Consider the following 20,470-nt stretch of genomic DNA (forward strand, 5'->3'; position numbering starts at 1 on the left):
CAGGGGGACGCGATGGACGAACACCGGGACGGTCAGGGCGGCGAGGACCGGCGGCAGCAGGCCATCGGCGAGGACTCCCGATCCGGCGCACGCCGGGCCGCGGAACCCCAGGCCGACGCGCGCCACGCGGACGAACCTCAGGCCGGCGCACGCCGGGCCGCGGAACCCCTGGCCGACGCGCGCCACGCGGACGAACCTCAGGCCGGCGGAACCGAGGACCCCGGCGCCCCCGGCACCGCGCACCGCCCGGCGGCCCCGCGGAGACCGTCCCGTCCGTGGCGGCGCCGGGTGGTCCGCTGTGTCTGCGCCGCCCTCGTCCTCCTCCTGCTCCCGGTCCTCACCGCCGAGACGGCCCTGCGTCTCAACTACAGCGGCGACCCGGCCGCCGGCACCCGCACCCGGCACCGGGATGCCCTGTGGCTGGGGCACGCCTGGGTGGACGGGCGGAAGAGCGGGAAGGACGTCACGGCGCTCGCCCGGCGGTTGCGGGGCAGCGGGATCCGGGATCTGTACGTGCACTCGGGACCGCTGGAGCACGACGGCACGCTGCCCCCGTCCGCCTACCGGAAGGCCCGGTGGCTGATCGGGGCCCTGCACCGGGAGCTGCCGGGCGTCCGGGTCCAGGCCTGGCTCGGCGACAAGCTGGCCAGTGAGAGCCCGGACGGGCTGCGGCTGGAGCGGCCGGCGACGCGGGCCGCGATCGCCGGCTCCACCCGCCGGATCCTCGACGCCGGTTTCGAGGGCGCCCACTTCGACCTGGAGCCCCTCCACTCGGGCGACCGTGACTATCTGCGCCTCCTCGACGACCTGCGGGTCCTCACCCGCTCCCGGCACGCGCTGCTCTCCGTCGCCGCCCACCAGATCGACCCGCTGCCCGCCTTCCACTCCTTCTGGGGGGCGACGACCGGCCACCCCAAGTGGTGGTCGCAGTCGTACTTCGGGCAGGTGGCACGCCGGGTGGACCAGATCGCCGTGATGTCGTACGACACCATGCAGCCGCTGGCGAGCCTGTACGGCGGTTACGTGGCCCAGCAGACCAGCCTCGCCCTGGAGGTCACCCCGGACACCACCGATCTCCTGATGGGCCTGCCCTTCTACCACGAGAACCGTTTCGGCCACCGGGCCCGCGCGGAGACGGTCCCGGCCGCCGTGCGCGGTGTCCGGCTCGGCCTGTCCCGCACGGACGCCGGCCGCACCCGTTTCGGCGTCGCCCTGTACGTGGACTTCGCGGCGACGGAGGCGGACTGGCGGGCCTACGAGGAGGGCTGGGCCGGCTGACCCGGGGCTCGCGGTGTCCGGCTCCCGGGCGCTACGGGGACCGTCTCCTGATCTTCGAGCCCAGCCACACCAGCGGGTCGTACTTGCGGTCGGCCGCCCGTTCCTTCAGCGGGATCAGGGCGTTGTCCGTGATCCGGATGCCCTCGGGGCAGACCTCCGTGCAGCACTTGGTGATGTTGCAGTAGCCGAGGCCGTGGTCGTCCTGGGCCGTGCGCGCGCGGTCCACGCCGGTCTCGGCCGCCGCGTCCAGGGGATGCATGTCGAGTTCGGCGACGCGCATCAGGAAGCGCGGGCCCGCGAACGCCGTCTTGTTCTCCTCGTGGTCGCGCACGACGTGGCAGGTGTTCTGGCACAGGAAGCACTCGATGCACTTGCGGAACTCCTGCGAGCGGTCCACGTCCTCCTGCATCATGCGGTACTCGCCGGGTCCGACCCCGGCGGGCGGCACGAACGCCGGGACCTCGCGCGCCTTCTGGTAGTTGAAGCTCACGTCGGTCACCAGGTCCCGGATCACCGGGAACGCGCGGAGGGGGGTCACCGTGATCGTCTCCGAGCGGTCGAAGACCGACATGCGGGTCATGCACAGCAGCCGCGGCCGGCCGTTGATCTCCGCCGAGCACGAACCGCACTTGCCCGCCTTGCAGTTCCAGCGCACGGCCAGGTCGGGTGCCTGGGTGGCCTGGAGCCGGTGGACGATGTCCAGGACCACCTCGCCGTCGTTCACCTCGACCGTGTAGTCCGTCAGGCCGCCGCCCTGTTGGTCGCCCCGCCACACTCTGAAGCGGGCCTCGTAGCTGCTCACTCGTACAGCTCCTCCTCGGCGAGGTACTTGACCAGCTCCTCCTTCTCGAAGAGGGCGAGCAGGTCCGGGCGGACGGGGTCGGTGGTCTCGCGGGTCAGCCGGATCTGGCCCCGGGCGGGGTCGGCAGCCGCGAGGCCGCCGGTGGGGTCGGCGAGGGTGCACAACAGGTTCACGTTGCGCCAGGCGCGGTCCATCGCCGGGTGGTCCTCGCGGGTGTGCCCGCCGCGCGACTCGGTGCGCTCCAGCGCGGACCGGGCCACGCACTCGCTGACCAGCAGCATGTTCCTGAGGTCCAGGGCGAGGTGCCAGCCGGGGTTGAACTGGCGGTGGCCCTCGACGCCGGCCCGCCGGGCCCGGGCCCGCAGCGCGGCGAGGCGGTGCAGGGCCTCTTCCATCTCGCCCTCGCGGCGGATGATGCCGACCAGGTCGTTCATGGTCTGCTGGAGTTCCTGGTGCAGGGCGTACGGGTTCTCGGGCGCGTCCGTGCCGTCCCGCGTCTCCGCGGAGAAGGGGCGCAGGGCCTCCGCCGCGGCCGTGTCGACCTGGGCGTCGTCCACCGGCGGACGCCGGTGGGCGAGCCCCTGCGCGTACTGCGCGGCGTGCCGGCCCGCGCGGCGGCCGAAGACCAGCAGGTCGGAGAGGGAGTTGCCGCCGAGCCGGTTGGAGCCGTGCATGCCGCCGGCCACCTCACCGGCCGCGTACAGCCCCGGCACTCCGCGGGCCGCCGCCGTGTCGGAGTCGACGGCGATGCCGCCCATCACGTAATGGCAGGTCGGCCCGACCTCCATCGCCTCGGCCGTGATGTCGACGTCGGCCAGCTCCTTGAACTGGTGGTACATCGACGGCAGCCGGCGCCGGATCACCTCGGCGGGCATGCGGGTCGACACGTCCAGGAACACCCCGCCGTGCGGGGAGCCCCGGCCCGCCTTCACCTCGGCGTTGATCGCCCGGGCCACCTCGTCGCGGGGGAGCAGCTCGGGGGGCCGGCGGTTGTCGTCCGGGTTGTCGTACCACCGGTCGGCCTCGTCCTCCGCCTCGGCGTACTTGTCCTTGAAGACGTCCGGGACGTAGTCGAACATGAACCGCCTGCCGTCGGAGTTCCTGAGCACGCCGCCGTCCCCGCGCACGGACTCGGTGACGAGGATGCCCTTCACCGACGGCGGCCAGACCATGCCCGTCGGGTGGAACTGCACGAACTCCATGTTCAGCAGCGGAGCGCCCGCCAGGAGCGCCAGCGCGTGGCCGTCCCCGGTGTACTCCCAGGAGTTCGACGTGACCTTGAACGACTTGCCGATGCCGCCCGTCGCGAGGACCACGGCGGGCGCCTGAAGGACGAGGAAACGGCCGGTCTCCCGCTCGTACGCGAAGACTCCCGAGACCCGGTCGCCGTCCTTGAGGACGCGGGTGACCGTGCACTCCTGGAACACCTTCAGCCGGGACTCGTGGTCCCCGGTCTCCGCGAAGTCCTCCTGTTGCAGCGCGACGGTCCTCTGCTGGAGCGTGCGGATCAGTTCCAGGCCGGTGCGGTCGCCGACGTGCGCCAGCCGCGGGTACTCGTGTCCGCCGAAGTTGCGCTGTGAGATGCGGCCGTCCTTCGTCCGGTCGAACAGCGCGCCCCAGGTCTCCAGCTCCCACACCCGGTCCGGGGCCTCCTGCGCGTGCAGTTCGGCCATCCGCCACTGGTTGAGGAACTTGCCGCCGCGCATGGTGTCGCGGAAGTGGACCTGCCAGGTGTCGTGCTCGTTGGCATTGGCCATCGCCGCCGCGATACCGCCCTCGGCCATCACCGTGTGCGCCTTGCCGAACAGGGACTTGCAGATGACGGCGGTACGGGCGCCTCGCTCGCGTGCCTCGATCGCGGCCCGCAGCCCCGCGCCGCCGGCACCGACCACGACGACGTCCCACTCCTGCCGGTCCACCACGGACATCAGTTCGGTTTCCTCACTGGAGTCTCTAGAAGAAGCGCGGGTCGTCGAAGACGCCGGACGCGACGAGATAGACGTAGAAGTCGGCGAGCGCCACGCTCAGCAGCGACGCCCAGGCCAGCTGCATGTGTCGGGCGTTGAGCCTGCCGACGAACTGCCACGCCCGGTAGCGCACGGGGTGCCGGGAGAAGTGTCTGAGCTTGCCGCCGACGATGTGCCGGCACGAGTGGCAGGAGAGGGTGTACGCCCAGATCAGCGCGATGTTGGCCAGGAAGACCAGGCTGCCCAGACCCATGTGGCCCCAGCGGTAGTGCGTGTCCCGGAAGGCCAGCGCGGTGTCGTAGGTCAGTACACCGGCGACCAGCAGGGCGGCGTAGAAGAAGTACCGGTGGATGTTCTGCAGGACCAGCGGGAAGCGGGTCTCGCCGGTGTACGTCCGGTGCGGTTCGGCCACCGCGCAGGCGGGCGGGGAGGCCCAGAACGCGCGGTAGTACGCCTTGCGGTAGTAGTAGCAGGTCAGGCGGAAGCCGAGCGGGAAGATCAGGATGATCACGGCGGGGGACAGGCCCCACCAGCCGCCGAGGAGGTCGGCGTTGGGTCCGGCACGCATGGTCCGGCAGTTCTCCGCCAGACACGGCGAGTAGAACGGCGAGACGTAGGGCGCCGCGTAGTAGTGGGCGTTCGCGAAGGCCCGCCAGGTCGAGTAGACGACGAAGGCGAACAGGCCGGCCGCGGTGACGGCGGGCGCCAGCCACCAGCGGTCGGTCCGCAGGTGCGGGGCGGCGATCGCGGCGCGCGGACGGGCCCGCACGCCACCGCTGTCTCTGTCCGGTCGGGGTTCCGTACCAGTGGCCAAGTCAGGACTCCGGTTCGGTAGGGGTTCCTCAGGGGGCGCGGCGGTCGCGGGCGCCCAGGCCCTCGTCGTCCGAGTCCGTCCACAGGCTGATGTCGTAGGGCGTGTCGGAGATGGTCACGAGGTCCGGCCGGCGGGCCGTGTCCGGGGCGGCGGCGGCCGCCCGCAGCAGCGCCAGGCTCTCCCGTAGATGATCGGCGTCCAACCGGACCCGGCGCATCTCGAGGCTTGCGCGGTCGAGCTGGTGTTCCAGGCGTCCCAGCGACCGGTGCAGGTCGTCGAGGGAGCGCTGGGCGGAGGTGATGTCGTCGTGCACGGTCATGACTTGCCCCTCACTGTGGCGGGCCCCGCAGGCCCTGGGCGGCAACGTTCATGCGCCTTGGAGTCTCGCGCGTCACACGTGCCGGTGTGAAGGCATGTGCAGCGATTGACGGAGGCGCACGGATGCATCTCCGGGGGTGTTGCGCCGCACGGGTGGGGTTACCACCCGTCGTCGCCGTGTCGCACTCTGTGGCCGGAACCTTTCCTCTTCAGTGGCCGCATAGATCTGATCAGCTCCATATACCGCCGAAAGTGATCAGTTCCATATAGCTACAAAAGTGAGCATAAGCCCCGCGGCTTCCCGGAGGTAGCAGAGATGTCCCACCACGGCGTCGGCCCGCGCGCGGTCATGCGCTCGGTCGCCTTCCTCACCGCGGGCGCGCTCGCGGTGCCGCTCCTGGCCGGCTGCGGCTCCGACGACGAGATCGCCGGCCCCCTCGCCGGGCAGGACATCGCCCCCGTCGCCCGCGCCCAGGTGGCCGACGGCGGCACCCTGAAGTGGGCCGTGGACGCCGTCCCGGAGACCCTGAACACCTTCCAGGCCGACGCCGACGCCGGCACCAGCCGCATCGCCCAGGCCGTGCTGCCGTCGATGTTCCGGCTCGACGCGAACGGCCGTCCGGTGGCGAATCCGGCCTACCTGGAGTCGGCCAAGGTCATCGAGACCGAGCCGCGCCAGGTCGTGCTGTACAAGCTGAACCAGCAGGCCGTCTGGAGCGACGGCCGGGAGATCGGCGCGGCCGACTTCGTCGCCCAGTGGCGCGCCCTGTCCGGCAAGGACAGCGCCTACTGGACCGCCCGCAACGCCGGCTACGACCGCATCGCCAAGATCGAGCGCGGCGCCAACGACCTCCAGGTCCGGGTCACCTTCTCCCGCACCTACGCCGACTGGAAGTCGCTGTTCTCCCCGCTCTACCCGAAGGACGTCATGGGCACCCCGGACGCCTTCAACGACGGCGCCCGCCGCAAGCTGAAGGTCACCGCCGGGCCGTTCCGGGTGGAGAAGGTCGACACCGCCGAGAAGGACGTCGTCCTCGCCCGCAACCCGCGCTGGTGGGGAAAGCCGGCCAAGCTGAAGCAGATCGTGCTGCACGCCGTGTCCCGCGACAAGCGGGCCGCCGCGCTCGCCGACGGCAGCGTCGACCTCACCGAGGTCGACTCCGCCGAGGCCCAGCGGATCGCCCTCGCCAACCGGCAGAAGGGCACCGGCACCCCGCTCCAGGGGTCCGGCAGGACGTCCGTGAAGAAGCTGCGCTCCTGGGCGCTCGCGCACGGTCTCGACTCCGGCAAGGTGCCCACGGGACGGAAGAAGCTGCGCAAGGTCATCAAGCGGTACCTGGAGCAGCAGCAGGCACTGCGCGACTTCGACGTCCGCAAGTCCCTGGAGCCCGCCTACACCCAGCTCGCCCTCAACGGCTCCTCGGGTCCCCTCGCCGACGAACGGGTCCGCCGGGCCGTCGCCCGTGCCCTGGACCGCGCCGAACTGGCCCGGCTGGTCCTCACCCCGCTGGGCCTGCCCGCCGTACCGGTCGGCAGTCACCTCGCCCTGTCCGGGCAGGCCGCCTACGCCGACAGCAGCGGCGCGATCGGCGGCCAGGACACCAAGGAGGCGCAGGCGCTGCTCGCCGACGCCGGGTGGGTGGCCGGCGGCCCGGTCAAGGCCGAGAAGAAGGGCGAGAAGGCGGCCGGTCCCGAGAAGCCCTCCGAGGACGTCTCGGGCGGCGGCGAGGACGGTCAGTACATCGTCGGCGAGGACGACAAGGGCCACGACGACGAGCACGGCGACGACGAGCACGGCGACGGCGAGGGCAGGCGCCGGGACGGCAAGGACAAGCGGCACGCGCCCGCCGACGACAAGCGCGAGCACGGCGACAAGGACCTCGCGCAGGAGGGCAGGCACGGCGGCGCCCCCGGCGCGTACGCCCCCCGCGGCACGGCCGCCCCGGCCGCCGCGCCGGCCGGACCGCTCGCCAAGGACGGCAAGGCGCTCGCGCTCCGCTTCGTCCTGCCCTCCGGGCCCGGCTCCGACACCCTCGGCTCGGTCGCCGCGCGGATCTCGGCGATGCTGGAGCAGGTCGGCATCCGCACGACGATCACCAAGGTGTCGGACGAGAGCTACTTCAAGGACCACATCGCCTCCGGCGAATACGACCTCGCCCTGTACTCCTGGCCGTCCTCGGCCTTCCCCGCCACCGACGCCCGGCCGGTCTACGCCAAACCGGTCCCGGCGGCCGACGGCTCGGTGAACGTCGAGCAGAACTTCACCCGGGTGGGCACCGACCAGGTCGACCAGCTCTTCGACCAGGCCGCGACCACGCTGGACGAGGACGAGGAGCGGGACCTGATCAGGAAGGCCGACGCCCGCATCTGGGCCGCAGCCGGCTCGATCCCGCTCTACCAGCGGCCGCAACTGGTGGGGGTGCGCAGGAACCTGGTGAACGCGGGGGCGTTCGGATTCCAGACGCCGGTGTACGAGGACATGGGCTTCCTGAAGAAGGGAGTGAAGGTCTCCGCGAGCCCCGCGAGCGGCAGTCCGGACAAGTGACGCGGAGGTACGTGAGAGCCCGCGGACGTGAGGGGAGCGGTGGCCTTCCGCGCCCCTTGCATCGGCCCGGCGCGCCCCCGCCGCGAAGGACACGTACCATGGGGTGAGGCCGTGGCGTGTCAAGCCCGGCAGGCCCGCGTCACACGGACGTCAGAGCAGGGCCCCCTCACCACTCCGGGAGTACGCCGCAATATGGCCACGCGCCACGACATCCGCAACGTCGCTATCGTCGCCCACGTCGACCACGGCAAGACCACCATCGTCGACGGCATGCTGAAGCAGGCCGGCGCGTTCGCCGCCCACCAGCTCGAGGGCGTCGACGACCGCATGATGGACTCGAACGACCTGGAGCGTGAGAAGGGCATCACGATCCTCGCCAAGAACACGGCGGTCAAGTACCACCCGAAGGACGGCGGGGACCCGATCACCATCAACATCATCGACACCCCCGGCCACGCCGACTTCGGTGGCGAGGTCGAGCGTGGTCTGTCGATGGTCGACGGTGTCGTGCTGCTGGTGGACGCCTCCGAGGGTCCGCTGCCGCAGACCCGCTTCGTGCTGCGCAAGGCCCTCCAGGCCCGGCTGCCCGTCATCCTGTGCATCAACAAGACGGACCGCCCCGACGCCCGGATCGACGAGGTCGTCAACGAGACCTACGACCTCTTCCTCGACCTGGACGCCGACGAGGAGCAGATCGAGTTCCCGATCGTCTACGCCTGCGGACGTGACGGCATCGCCTCGCTGACCAAGCCGGAGAACGGCACGGTCCCGGCCGACAGCGACAGCCTGGAGCCGTTCTTCTCCACGATCCTGGACCACATCCCGGCCCCGACGTACGAGGAGGACGCGCCGCTCCAGGCCCACGTCACCAACCTCGACGCCGACAACTTCCTCGGCCGTATCGCGCTGCTCCGCGTCGAGCAGGGCGAGCTGCGCAAGGGGCAGACGGTCGCCTGGATCAAGCGGGACGGCTCGGTCAGCAACGTCCGCATCTCCGAGCTGATGATGACCGAGGCGCTCACCCGCAAGCCCGCCGAGAAGGCCGGCCCGGGTGACATCTGCGCGGTCGCCGGTATCCCCGACATCATGATCGGTGAGACCCTCGCCGACACCGAGAACCCCATCCCGCTGCCGCTGATCACGGTCGACGAGCCCGCGATCTCGATGACCATCGGGACGAACACCTCGCCGCTGGTCGGCCGGGGCGGCACCGGCAAGGGCGCCGACGCCAAGGCTGCCGTGAAGGACCGCAAGGTCACCGCCCGCCAGGTCAAGGACCGCCTGGACCGCGAGCTGATCGGTAACGTCTCCCTGCGGGTCCTCGACACCGAGCGTCCGGACGCCTGGGAGGTGCAGGGCCGTGGTGAGCTGGCGCTGGCCATCCTGGTCGAGCAGATGCGCCGCGAGGGCTACGAACTGACCGTCGGCAAGCCGCAGGTGGTCACCAAGGACGTCGACGGCAAGGTCTACGAGCCGGTCGAGCGCATGACGATCGACGTGCCCGAGGAGCACATGGGCGCCGTCACGCAGCTCATGGGCGTCCGCAAGGGCCGCATGGACAACATGTCGAACCACGGTTCCGGCTGGGTCCGCATGGAGTTCGTCGTGCCCTCGCGCGGCCTCATCGGCTTCCGTACCGAGTTCCTGACCCAGACCCGGGGCACGGGTATCGGCCACTCCATCCACGAGGGCTTCGAGCCCTGGTTCGGCACCCTGACGACCCGTAACAACGGCTCGCTGGTCGCCGACCGCGCCGGTGCCGTCACCGCGTTCGCGATGACGAACCTCCAGGAGCGCGGCGTGCTGTTCGTGGAGCCGGGCACCGAGGTGTACGAGGGCATGATCGTCGGCGAGAACTCCCGTGCCGACGACATGGACGTCAACATCACCAAGGAGAAGAAGCTCACGAACATGCGGTCGTCGTCGGCCGACTCGTTCGAGGCGATCGTGCCGCCGCGCAAGCTGTCGCTGGAGCAGTCGCTGGAGTTCTGCCGCGACGACGAGTGCGTGGAGGTGACCCCGGAGGCCGTTCGCATCCGCAAGGTCAACCTCGACCAGCGTGAGCGCGCCCGCGCCGCGAGCCGCGCCAAGCACGGCTGATCCCAGGCCGGTTGAGCCCGGGCACCCCCATGATGGGGGTGCCCGGGCTTTTTGCAACCCGTTTTCCGGGGGCCGGTGGGCGGTGAGGGGTCCCCGGTGTCCGGATTGCGGAGATCCCGGACCGATACCCATGTAACACGTCCGTTTCGCGGCCTTCTCCCGGCGAACAGTTTGTCCAGTTATTGGAAGTTCTTCGCGTCAGCTGTGACTGAATTGAGATTTAAAGACGGTGGTCGCCACCTGCCTCATGCCAGATAGTTAGCCGCGTAGCGCTCGGGTCAATGGGTCACGCGCTGTGGGGACAGCGCCGACTCACGAGCACCAGGGGTGTCTGACCCTCCGTCAGGGGTGGCGGGGGGAAGACGGAAACCCTCTCCTGTTGGTGAACACGTGGAGTCATGAGGAGGAACCCCCATGCGCGGTGTCACGAACACCAGGTGGGTCAGTTCGTCGCTTCCAGCGGTGTGATTCGGCTGTAGAACTACGCGCGTCCGACTGCGGTTTCGCGCGCCCTCGGAGTATCCGGGCACCTCTCACACCCATACCTGTGAAACGGACGAACCGTGACAAGTCCTATCGACATCGAGGACGGCGGGACTTCGGTCGTAGTCGACGGCGAACCAGGGCCGCCTGCGAAGAACGAACCCGTCAGGCTCGAAGGCCGGTCCCCCGGCCAGCTGATGTGGACGCGCTTCAGGCGCGACCGCACGGGAATCATCTCGGCCTACGTCGTGGGCTTCTTCTTCCTGATCGGACTGCTCGCCCCGCTGATCTCCAAGGTGTACGGCAAGGACCCGTACACCGTGTACGCGGACGAGCGACCCGATCTCTTCGACAGTGCCGGCGTACCGGTGCAGCCGAACGGCGGTATCAGCGGCGAGTTCTGGTTCGGTCTCGAACCCGGCAACGGCTACGACGTCTTCACCAAGCTGATCTACGGCATCCGCACCTCGCTGATGATCTCGGTCGCCGTCACCGTCGCGGTCGTCGTGACCGGCATCCTGCTCGGTGTCACCGCCGGCTACCTCGGCGGCAAGGCGGACTACGCCATCGGCCGGATCACCGACTTCCTGCTCGCCTTTCCGGCCCAGCTGTTCTTCATCGCGAGCATGCCGGTCGTGGTCTCCCTGTTCGTCAGCCCGCGCGACGAGACACCCACGTACGTCCGCGTGGTGGCGCTGATCCTCGTCCAGTGGCTCCTGGGCTGGATGGGCCTCGCCCGCATCCTGCGCGGCACCGCACTCTCCCTGCGGGAACGGGAGTTCATCGAGGCGGCCAGGGTCAGCGGGGCCTCGCCGTGGCGGATCATCCGCAAGGAGATCCTGCCGAACATCGTCACCCCGCTGCTGGTGCAGTCGACGTATCTGCTGCCCAACTTCGTGACCGCCGAGGCCGGTCTGTCCTTCCTCGGCGTGGGCATCGTCGAACCGACGCCGGACTGGGGGCAGATGTTCTCCAAGGCGTCCACCGAACTCGTGATGCAGAACGACATCACCTACATGTTCTTCCCCGGCATTTCGATGATCATATTCGTCGTCGCGTTCAACCTGCTCGGGGACTCGGTCAGAGACGCATTCGATCCCAAGACCGCGCGCTGACCCAAGCACGCTCTCTTTCGCACTGGTGACACACAGATCGCACTGGTGACACACAGATGGGTGGGAATCTTCGTGATGAGTAGGGGCGGACGCCACGCCTACGGCGCACTCTCCGTGCTCGCGGCCGGGGCTCTTGTGCTCACCGGTTGCAGCAAGGGCGGCAGCGACGGCGGCGGTGACGAGAAGAAGCAGCAGGAGAACGCCAAACGCCAGCAGGCCTCCATCGAGTTCGGTGACGCGGCGGCCTCCACGGGCCCCGCGGCCGAGGTGCCCGGTGCCAAGCCCGGCGGCACCATGGAGGTGCTCCAGCGCGACAGCTACGCCCACCTGGACCCGGGCCAGATCTACGTCTCCGACGAGGGCTCCCTCGCCTCGCTGATCCACCGCGGACTGACGGGTTACAAGGCCACGAGCAACGACGGAAGCAAGCACGAGGTGGTCGGCGACCTCGCCACCGACTCCGGCACCACCACCGACGGCGGCAAGACCTGGAAGTACACCCTCAAGGAGGGCGTCAAGTTCCAGGACGGGTCCCCGATCACGTCCAAGGACGTCCGGCACAGCGTCGAGCGGCTCTTCGCGCCGTTCATCAACCAGGGCCCCACCTACCTCCAGCAGTGGCTGGCCGACAAGCCGGGCACCGCCTACCGCGGACTGCTCAAGGACGGCCCGTACAAGGGCAAGCACCTGCCCGACTCCGTGCTGGAGACACCGGACCAGAAGACCGTCGTCTTCCACTTCAGGACCCCCCACCCCGACCTGCCCTACGCGCTGGCGATGGCCGGCTACGCGGTGGTCTCCCAGAAGGGCGACACCAAGCAGCGGTACGACAAGGCGCCCGTGGTGACGGGCCCGTACAAGATCCAGTCGTTCAAGTCCGGCAAGTCGATGGTGCTGGTCAAGAACACCAACTGGGACCCCAGGACGGACCCGATCCGCCACCAGTACGTGGACCGGTTCACCTTCACGTTCAACCAGCAGTACGAGACCTCCACCAAGGCCCTGCTCGCCGACAGCGGCGCGGACCGGACCGGCCTCAGCTTCAACAACCAGGTGGACGCGGGCAACCTGTCCAAGGTGCTCAAGGACCCGAGCCTGAAGTCCCGTACGGTCTCCGGCTACCAGCCGTACGTCGGCCAGATGAACATCAACATGAGCCACCCGGCCATGAAGGACAGGACGATCCGCGAGGCCATCGCCTACGCCCTGCCGATCACCCCCTTCGTGCGCGCCTACGGCGGCACCGACGCCATGGAGGTCGCGGGCGGGCTGATCTCCCCGACCGTCTCCGGCTTCGACGCCTCCTTCGACCCGCGGGGCAAGAAGAAGAAGCCCGCCGGTGACCCGGAGAAGGCCAGGGAGCTGCTGAAGAAGGCCGGGAAGCTCAACATGAAGCTGACCTTCGGCTACATCAACACGCCCGAGGGCCAGCAGTACTCCACCGCCATGGCGGCGGGCCTGAAGAAGGCCGGCTTCAACGTCCAGCGTCAGGAGATCCCGGCCGAGTCCTACTACGACCAGGTCTCCAAGCTGGACAACAACTACGACATCTTCCACACCGCGTGGGGTGCCGACTGGCCGTCCGCCTCGACCGTGATCCCGCCGCTGTACGACGGCCGCCTGATCGCCGAGGGCGCGCAGAACTACTCGCAGGTCAACGACCCGAAGGTGAACAGCGAGATCGACCGGATCAACAAGATCACCGACCCGGTCAAGTCCGCGGCCGCCTGGGAGAAGCTGGACCAGTACCTGGTCAAGGACGTCGTCAACGTCGTCCCGACCGGGGACTACAAGCAGACCCAGATCGCCGGTTCCAAGGTCGGCGGCCTCGTCTACGACGACGTGCTGGGCGGCATCGACCCGCGTCGCCTCTACATCAAGTAACCGTCCCTGCCCGGTACCCGGCGCGCAGCACCAACGGTGCGCCGGGTACCGCCCGGACCGCCGACGTCAGAGAGCTGCCCCTGCCATGCTGCGCTTCCTCATGCGCCGGACCCTCGGTGCCGTCGTCATCCTCTTCCTGCTGAGCATCGTCGCGTTCCTGCTGTTCTTCGGGGTGCCCCGGGACCCGGCGCTGCTGATGTGCGGCAAGACCTGCAACCCGGACAGCATCGCGAACATCCACCACGTGCTCGGCCTGGACAAGTCCGTCCCCGAGCAGTACTGGATCTTCCTGCACAACCTCCTCGTGGGCAGCGACCAGTTCGCCCAAGGTCCCTGCCCGGCCCCCTGTTTCGGCTACTCGTACCACACCAACGAACAGGTCTGGGCCACCCTGATGGACCGCCTGCCCACCACCGTCTCGCTCACCCTCGGCGCGGCCGTGTGCTTCCTGATCGTCGGCCTCGGCACCGGCCTGCTCGCCGCCTGGCGGCGGGGCACGCTGATCGACAAGGCGGCCACCGGCGGTGCCATGATCGTCAGTTCGCTGCAGATCTACTTCCTGGGCCCGCTGGCCCTCGCGATCCTCGTCTACCAGACGCACTGGTTCGACAAGCCCGCCTACAACGAGTTCACCCAGGACCCGGGCACCTGGTTCTCGGGACTGATCATCCCCTGGGTGGTCCTGTCCACGATCTTCGCGGCGCAGTACACCCGTATGTCGCGGTCCTCGATGATCGAACAGTTGCAGGAGGAACACGTCCGCACCGCCCGCGCCAAGGGCATGTCCCGGCGGTACGTCTTCTTCCGCTACGCCTGGCGCGGTTCGCTGATCCCGATCGTCACCATCTTCGGCATCGACCTCGGCTCGCTGCTCGGTGGCGCCATCATCACCGAGTTCACCTTCTCCCTGCCGGGGCTCGGACAACTCGCCGTGCAGGCCGTCAGCTTCAGCGATCTGCCGCTCCTGCTCGGCGTGATGCTGTTCTCCGCCAGCATGATCCTGCTCTTCAACATCGTCGTCGACGCCGCGTACGCCTTCATCGACCCGCGCGTGCGGCTGTCCTAGGAGCACTGTCGTGACCACTGTGACCAAGGAAGCCGGCGCTCCCACCCCGGCCGGTGCCGGTCCCCTGCTCTCGGTGCGGGACCTGCACGTCAGCTTCAAGACCGAGGACGGCGTCGTTCGGGCCGTGGACGGGCTCTCCTTCGACGTGGAGCGTGGCCGGACGCTCGGCATCGTGGGGGAGTCCGGCTCGGGCAAGTCGGTGACGAACCTGACCATCCTCGGCCTGCACAACCCGATGTTCACCACGGTGGAGGGCGAGATCCTCCTGGACGGCCGTGAGTTGACCGCGGCCCGGGAGTCGGAGCTGGAGAAGCTGCGGGGCAACAAGGTCGCCATGATCTTCCAGGACCCGCTCACCGCACTGTCCCCGTACTACACCGTGGGCCGGCAGATCGCCGAGCCGTACAGGAAGCACACCGGCGCCTCCAAGAAGGCGGCCTGGGAACGGGCCGTGGAGATGCTCGGAAAGGTCGGCATCCCCCAGCCCCGGGAGCGGGCGAACGACTACCCGCACCAGTTCTCCGGCGGTATGCGCCAGCGCGCGATGATCGCCATGGCGCTGATCTGCGACCCCGACCTGCTGATCGCCGACGAGCCGACCACCGCCCTGGACGTGACGGTCCAGGCACAGATCCTCGACCTGCTGAAGAGCCTCCAGCAGGAGTTCGGCTCGGGCATCGTCTTCATCACCCACGACCTCGGGGTGATCGCCGACATGGCCGACGACATCATGGTGATGTACGCGGGCGGCGCGGTGGAGCGGGGCACCACCGAGGAGGTCCTGCGGGCGCCCCAGCACCCCTACACCTGGGGCCTGCTGAACTCGATGCCGCGGCTCGACTCCGACCTGGGCGCCCAGCTGTCCCCGATCCCGGGCACCCCGCCCTCGCTGCTCACCCCGCCGTCCGGCTGCCGCTTCCACCCCCGCTGCACCTTCCAGGACCGGGTGGAGGGCACGGGACGCTGTGTGAACGAGCGCCCGCTGCCGGCCCCCGGGCGGGCGTCGGCGTGCCACCTCACCACCGACCAGAAGCGGACCATCTTCATCGAGGAGATCAAGCCCCGCCTGGGCTAGGTCGCCAGTCGTCCTAGGAGGACACCGTCATGAAAGAGGACCTGGTCCTCCCGGCCCCGGCCGAGAAGAGCGCCGGCCCGGAGGGGGAGCCGCTGCTCCAAGTCTCGGGGCTGACCAAGCACTTCCCCGTCAAGGGCGGCTTCCCGATCCGGCGCACCATCGGTGCGGTGCAGGCCGTCGACGGCATCGACCTGACCGTGTACGAGGGCGAGAGCTTCGGCCTGGTCGGTGAGTCGGGCTGCGGCAAGTCGACCACGGGCCGCCTGATCACCCGTCTGATGGAGCCGACGGGCGGCACGATCAGCTACCGCGGCCGGGACATCAGCCGTGCGACGCGCAGACAACTGGCGCCGATCCGCTCCGAGATCCAGATGATCTTCCAGGACCCGTACTCGTCGCTGAACCCGCGGCAGACGGTCGGCAAGATCATCTCGGGTCCGATGGAGATCAACGACATCAACCCGGAAGGCGGCCGGGAGAACCGCGTCCGCGAGCTGCTGGAGACGGTCGGCCTCAACCCGGAGCACTACAACCGGTTCCCGCACGAGTTCTCCGGTGGCCAGCGCCAGCGCATCGGCGTCGCCCGCGCGCTCGCCCTGGAACCGAAGCTGATCGTCGCCGACGAACCGGTCTCCGCCCTGGACGTCTCCATCCAGGCCCAGGTCGTCAACCTGCTCCAGAAGGTGCAGCGGGAACTGGGCATCGCGTTCGTCTTCATCGCCCACGACCTGGCCGTCGTACGCCACTTCTCGCAGCGCGTCGCGGTCATGTACCTCGGCAAGATCATCGAAGTGGGCGAACGAGACTCCATCTACGCCCGTCCGCGGCACCCCTACACCCACGCCCTGCTGTCCGCCGTCCCCGAGGTCAGCCTCACGGAGGGAGGGGCGCCCCCGCGTGAGCGCATCCGCCTCGCCGGTGACGTGCCGTCCCCCATCTCCCCGCCCTCCGGCTGCCGCTTCCGCACCCGGTGCTGGAAGGCACAGGACAAGTGCGCGGCCGAGGAGCCCCCGCTGATCCGGATCTCCGGCAACCGCGACGGCCACCTGACGGCCTGCCACTTCCCGGAGGACCCGACCATCGAGGCCCGGGACGAGGACATCATCCTGGACCCGGCGCTCGCGGCACTGGAGGAGGGCACTTCGAGGACGGAACCGACCGAGGCGCCGTAGGAGCGCCGCCCGTGTCCGGCGTCACGGGCGACGCCCGTACACCGTGACCCGCCGGCCGCGCACCCGCCGGCCGGCAGGTGTTCCTCGGTCGACGCCGCGCGTGGCGGAGCCTCGACCGTCCGAAGCCCGTGGTCCCGGAGTCGTCATCCTCGGCCCGCCGGGGCAGGAGTGCGGCCGGGGCTTGTAGCGCGAGTCCTTCCACCCGGTGTGCGGACCCACGACGTCGACGACCGCGTCGCGAGGCAGCGTGATCCTGGCCCCGCCGGCGCCGAGTCGCAGCTCGATGTCGACCACCGAGTGCTCGGTGACCGCTCGCGACAGGTCCAGACGCACCCGGCCGAACGCGGACCCGACCCTCAGGCTCCGGGGCACCCGCCATACACCGCGCCGGCGGATCCGTCCGCCGGCGGCGGCGATCGTGGACGTGAGGCCCGCGTTCTGCTGCGGGAGCCAGGCCGGCGGCGACAGCAGCTCGCTGTGCGTCCTGACCGTGAGTACCTGATGGAGGCGCTCGTCCGGATCCCCGTGCGCGATGTGCTCCTCGGCGTACGCCTCCTGCCGGCGCCGCACGGCCGTGTCGCGGTCGTCCTCGCCGGGCACTGACGACCGGTCCTCCGGCAGAGCGGTCACCTTTTCACTCCGCTGCCGGGCGTGCGCCGCGGACGCCCCTGATCCGTCACGGGCGGGCCCGACCGGCGGACCTGTGCGGTCACCGCCGCGGTGGCCGGGCGCGGCGGGCCACGGTGATGATTTCCGGGGAGGTGGGAGTGAGCGGCCCCCGCTCCCAGTTCCCGTACCGTTCGGTGGTCGTCAGACCCGCCTCGGCGAGGAAGTCGTCCAGGGTCCCGGCGTCCAGGAAACGGAGGACGCCGTTGCGGACCCGGGGGGACGGCCATCGGCGGCCGGTGTAGGTCTCGGTGTAGCGGACGCGGCCCCGGTGCAGGCCGCCGTCCTGCACCTCGTGCCACACCCGTACGGGCGCGCCGTCGGCGCCGGTGATCTCGTGGACCCGGTCCGGGGTCCACCGCTCCCACGCACGGGCACCCGGATTACGGGTCTCGAACACGAACCGGCCCCCGTCCCGCAGGGCCGCGCGCACGGCCCGCAGGCAGTGCCGGATCTGCTCGTCGGTCACCAGTTCCTGGAAGGCGTGCCCGGTCATGACGACGAGGTCGAACTCCTCCTGCCACTGCCGCACCCGCACATCGCCGAGCACCCACTCGACGTCGGGCCGGGCCCGCCGCGCCTGGACGAGCATGGCGGCGGCCGGGTCGAGCCCCATCAGCCGGCCCCGGTGCCCCTCGTCCCGGGCCCGCCGCAGTAACTGCCCGGTGCCGCAGCCGATGTCCAGTACGGCCCCGGCCTCCCGCACCAGGCCGAGGTAGAAGTCGTCACCCGGCCCCCAGGGGTTGAGGCTGTCGTACAGCGCGGCGAGCGAGAGATCGGCAAAGACGTGATCCACCACCGCGGCAGTGTGCCACACCATGCTGAACGGCGCGTCAGGAACGGGCAATGTGCAACTGGCCTGTGCACTGGCGGCGTTGGGATGAACGCAGTACACGGAAGAAGGCCCGCACCTGGGGAGGTGCGGGCCTTGTCCCCTGGAGCGGACGTTCATGGGCTCGGGTCAATGGGCCGTGAAAGTCCGTTCCGCAAGGGGGCGGCTGACGGAAAGGGGTGTGTCAGACCGCCGCCTCGGGGTCCTTGGAGAGGCGCGGGGCGGGGACGGTGTCCGCCGTCTCCGGGTAGTGGCACGCCGTCAGGTGGCCCGGCTTGTTGCCCTCCACCTGCACCAGCGGCGGCGCCTCCGTGGCGCACTTCTCGGTCGCCTTCCAGCACCGGGTGCGGAAGCGGCAGCCGGAGGGCGGGTTGATCGGGGACGGCACGTCTCCGACCAGGCGGATGCGCTCGCGCGGCTCCTCGTCGACCGTCGCCTCGGGGACGGCGGAGAGCAGGGCCCGCGTGTAGGGGTGGCGCGGGTTGCCGTACAGGTCCTCGCGGTCGGCGATCTCGACGATCTTACCCAGGTACATGACCGCGACGCGCTGCGAGAAGTGGCGTACGACGGCCAGGTCGTGGGCGATGAAGACGAACGCGATGCCCAGTTCCCGCTGCACCTTCTGGAGCAGGTTGACGACCTGGGCCTGGATGGAGACGTCCAGGGCGGAGACCGGTTCGTCGGCGACGATCAGCTTCGGTTCCAGGGCGAGCGCGCGGGCAACGCCGATGCGCTGGCGCTGGCCACCGGAGAACTCGTGCGGGAACCGGTTGTAGTGCTCGGGGTTGAGGCCGACCGTCTCCAGCAGCTCGCGGACGCGGTTCTCCCGGCCGCCTTCCGGGTTGATGTCGTTGATCTCCATCGGACCCGAGATGATCTTGCCGACCGTCTGCCGCGGGTTCAGCGAGGCGTACGGGTCCTGGAAGATCATCTGGATCTCGGAGCGGACCGGCGCCAGGCCCTTGCGGCCCGCGTGCGTGATGTCCTGACCGCGGTAGGTGATCTTGCCGCTGGTGGGCTCCAGCAGGCGGGTGATCAGCCGGCCGGTGGTCGACTTGCCGCAGCCCGACTCGCCGACCAGGCCCAGGCTCTCGCCCTCGGCGACCTGGAAGTCCAGTCCGTCGACGGCCTGCACCGCGCCGACCGTGCGCCGGATCGGGAAGCCGCCCTTGATCGGGAAGTGCTTGGTCAGCCCCGAGACGTCCAGGAGGGGGTTCGTGTTGCTCATGTTCGTGAAGTCCGCTCTCGTGTCCGTCAGTTGTGCCGGGTCGCGGCGTAGTCGGGGAAGAGTTCCCGCTTCTGCTCCGTGGTGAGGTGACACGCGGCACCGCGGCCGTCGACCACCTCGAGCAGGGGGCGCTCACCGGAGCACAGCTCGCCGGCGACCTTGTCGGTGAAGGCGCACCGCGGGTGGAAGCGGCAGCCCGACGGCGGGTTGAGCAGCGAGGGCGGCGAACCGGGGATCGGCGTCAGCGGCACGTCGACCGGTCCGGTCAGGCTCGGCATCGAGTTGAGCAGGCCCACGGTGTAGGGGTGCTGCGGGTCGCGCAGCACCTCCTCCTTGGTGCCGCGCTCCACGCACCGGCCGCCGTACATCACCAGTACGTCGTCCGCGATGTCGGCGATGACGCCGAGGTCGTGGGTGATGAAGATGATGGCCGTGCCGAACTCCTGCTGGAGGTCCTTCAGCAGGTCCATGATCTGGGCCTGCACCGTCACGTCGAGCGCGGTGGTCGGCTCGTCGGCGATCAGCAGCTCGGGGTCGCAGACCAGCGCCATCGCGATCATCGCGCGCTGGCGCATACCGCCGGAGAACTGGTGCGGGTAGTCGTCCACCCGCATGTCCGGCTGCGGGATGCCCACCCGGCGCAGCATCTCCACCGCACGCTTGCGGGCCTCGGACTTGGAGGCGCCGGTGTGCTTGCGGTACGTCTCGCCGATCTGGGCACCGATGGTGTGGTAAGGCGACAGCGAGGCCAGCGCGTCCTGGAAGATCATGGACATCTTGTTGCCGCGCAGCCGCTCCAGCTCCTTCTCGGAGGCGGTGAGCAGCTCCTTGCCGTCCAGCACGATCTCGCCCTCGATCGCGGTGCGCTCGCGGTCGTGGAGGCCCACGATCGTCAGGTTGGTGACGGACTTGCCGGAACCCGACTCGCCGACGATGCCGAGCGTCTGGCCCTTGGCGAGGTCGAAGCTGAGTCCGTCGACGGCCTTGACGATGCCGTCCTCGGTGGAGAAGTGGACCTTGAGGTCCTTGATGGAGAGGAACGGCTGCTGATCGGTGCTCGTCACGGGGACGCTCCTGGAGGGTGATGCGAGGTCGCCGGGTGGGGCGGGTGGGAAGGGACGGCGG

At 69.7% G+C, this 20,470-nt stretch carries 15 protein-coding genes and 1 pseudogene; 8 read left to right on the plus strand and 8 right to left on the minus strand.

Annotated elements, in window-relative coordinates; all coding sequences use genetic code 11:
* Positions 1-12: 12 nt before the first annotated feature.
* Entirely contained in the window at positions 13-1,278 is a 1,266-nt protein-coding gene (locus tag ACF1BE_RS11140) for a hypothetical protein (protein ID WP_392198716.1), read from the plus strand.
* 31 nt (positions 1,279-1,309) lie between these two features.
* Here ACF1BE_RS11140 and ACF1BE_RS11145 read toward each other — a convergent pair whose 3' ends face one another.
* From ACF1BE_RS11145 to ACF1BE_RS11160, 4 genes are read right to left on the minus strand one after another with little or no spacing between them, the layout of a single operon-like run.
* Positions 1,310-2,080: a succinate dehydrogenase/fumarate reductase iron-sulfur subunit gene (locus ACF1BE_RS11145; RefSeq protein ID WP_392198717.1), complete on the minus strand. Its 771-nt coding sequence runs from the start codon at positions 2,078-2,080 to the stop codon at positions 1,310-1,312.
* Complete coding sequence (locus tag ACF1BE_RS11150) at positions 2,077-4,008, minus strand: fumarate reductase/succinate dehydrogenase flavoprotein subunit (RefSeq protein ID WP_392198718.1); 1,932 nt, start codon at positions 4,006-4,008, stop codon at positions 2,077-2,079. The genes ACF1BE_RS11145 and ACF1BE_RS11150 overlap by 4 nt, the downstream gene beginning before the upstream one ends.
* A 25-nt stretch (positions 4,009-4,033) precedes the next feature.
* Entirely contained in the window at positions 4,034-4,861 is an 828-nt protein-coding gene (locus ACF1BE_RS11155; protein ID WP_392198719.1) for a hypothetical protein, read from the minus strand.
* A 28-nt stretch (positions 4,862-4,889) separates the two neighbouring features.
* On the minus strand, positions 4,890-5,180 hold the full coding sequence (locus ACF1BE_RS11160; protein WP_392198720.1) for a hypothetical protein: 291 nt from the start codon (positions 5,178-5,180) through the stop codon (positions 4,890-4,892).
* Positions 5,181-5,495: 315 nt separating this feature from the next.
* On the opposite strand from ACF1BE_RS11160, the gene ACF1BE_RS11165 reads away from it, so the two are divergent.
* The 7 genes from ACF1BE_RS11165 to ACF1BE_RS11195 all read left to right on the plus strand — a co-directional run bounded on the left by ACF1BE_RS11165 (position 5,496) and on the right by ACF1BE_RS11195 (position 16,619).
* A complete protein-coding gene (locus ACF1BE_RS11165) occupies positions 5,496-7,724 on the plus strand; it encodes an ABC transporter family substrate-binding protein (RefSeq protein ID WP_392198721.1) in 2,229 nt (742 codons plus the stop codon).
* 192 nt (positions 7,725-7,916) lie between these two features.
* A complete protein-coding gene (gene typA, locus ACF1BE_RS11170) occupies positions 7,917-9,824 on the plus strand; it encodes a translational GTPase TypA (RefSeq protein ID WP_392198722.1) in 1,908 nt (635 codons plus the stop codon).
* A 563-nt stretch (positions 9,825-10,387) separates the two neighbouring features.
* Positions 10,388-11,422 (plus strand): ABC transporter permease, encoded by a 1,035-nt coding sequence (locus ACF1BE_RS11175; RefSeq protein ID WP_392198723.1) that lies wholly within the window; start codon positions 10,388-10,390, stop codon positions 11,420-11,422.
* A 75-nt stretch (positions 11,423-11,497) separates the two neighbouring features.
* Positions 11,498-13,306 (plus strand): ABC transporter substrate-binding protein, encoded by a 1,809-nt coding sequence (locus ACF1BE_RS11180; RefSeq protein ID WP_392198874.1) that lies wholly within the window; start codon positions 11,498-11,500, stop codon positions 13,304-13,306.
* 85 nt (positions 13,307-13,391) lie between these two features.
* Positions 13,392-14,372, plus strand: a complete 981-nt coding sequence (locus ACF1BE_RS11185; protein ID WP_392198724.1) for an ABC transporter permease — start codon at positions 13,392-13,394, stop codon at positions 14,370-14,372.
* Positions 14,373-14,382: 10 nt separating this feature from the next.
* On the plus strand, positions 14,383-15,447 hold the full coding sequence (locus ACF1BE_RS11190) for an ABC transporter ATP-binding protein (protein ID WP_392198725.1): 1,065 nt from the start codon (positions 14,383-14,385) through the stop codon (positions 15,445-15,447).
* Between the two features lie 29 nt (positions 15,448-15,476).
* Positions 15,477-16,619, plus strand: coding sequence for an ABC transporter ATP-binding protein (locus ACF1BE_RS11195; RefSeq protein ID WP_392198726.1), 1,143 nt, complete (start codon positions 15,477-15,479; stop codon positions 16,617-16,619).
* A 91-nt stretch (positions 16,620-16,710) separates the two neighbouring features.
* Here the strand turns inward: ACF1BE_RS11195 and ACF1BE_RS11200 are convergent.
* From ACF1BE_RS11200 to ACF1BE_RS11215, 4 genes and pseudogenes are all read right to left on the minus strand, one after another.
* Positions 16,711-17,249 (minus strand): annotated as a pseudogene (locus ACF1BE_RS11200) (hypothetical protein); the annotation flags it as partial.
* Positions 17,250-17,328: 79 nt separating this feature from the next.
* Positions 17,329-18,084 carry a class I SAM-dependent methyltransferase gene (locus tag ACF1BE_RS11205; RefSeq protein WP_392198727.1) on the minus strand — a complete coding sequence of 252 codons (756 nt, stop codon included), beginning with the start codon at positions 18,082-18,084 and terminating at the stop codon, positions 17,329-17,331.
* A gap of 217 nt (positions 18,085-18,301) precedes the next feature.
* On the minus strand, positions 18,302-19,345 hold the full coding sequence (locus tag ACF1BE_RS11210; RefSeq protein ID WP_392198728.1) for an ABC transporter ATP-binding protein: 1,044 nt from the start codon (positions 19,343-19,345) through the stop codon (positions 18,302-18,304).
* A gap of 26 nt (positions 19,346-19,371) precedes the next feature.
* Positions 19,372-20,409, minus strand: coding sequence for an ABC transporter ATP-binding protein (locus ACF1BE_RS11215; RefSeq protein WP_392198729.1), 1,038 nt, complete (start codon positions 20,407-20,409; stop codon positions 19,372-19,374).
* Positions 20,410-20,470 lie beyond the last annotated feature (61 nt).

Source organism: Streptomyces sp. NPDC014991 (genome assembly GCF_043080665.1).
GTDB lineage: Bacteria > Actinomycetota > Actinomycetes > Streptomycetales > Streptomycetaceae > Streptomyces.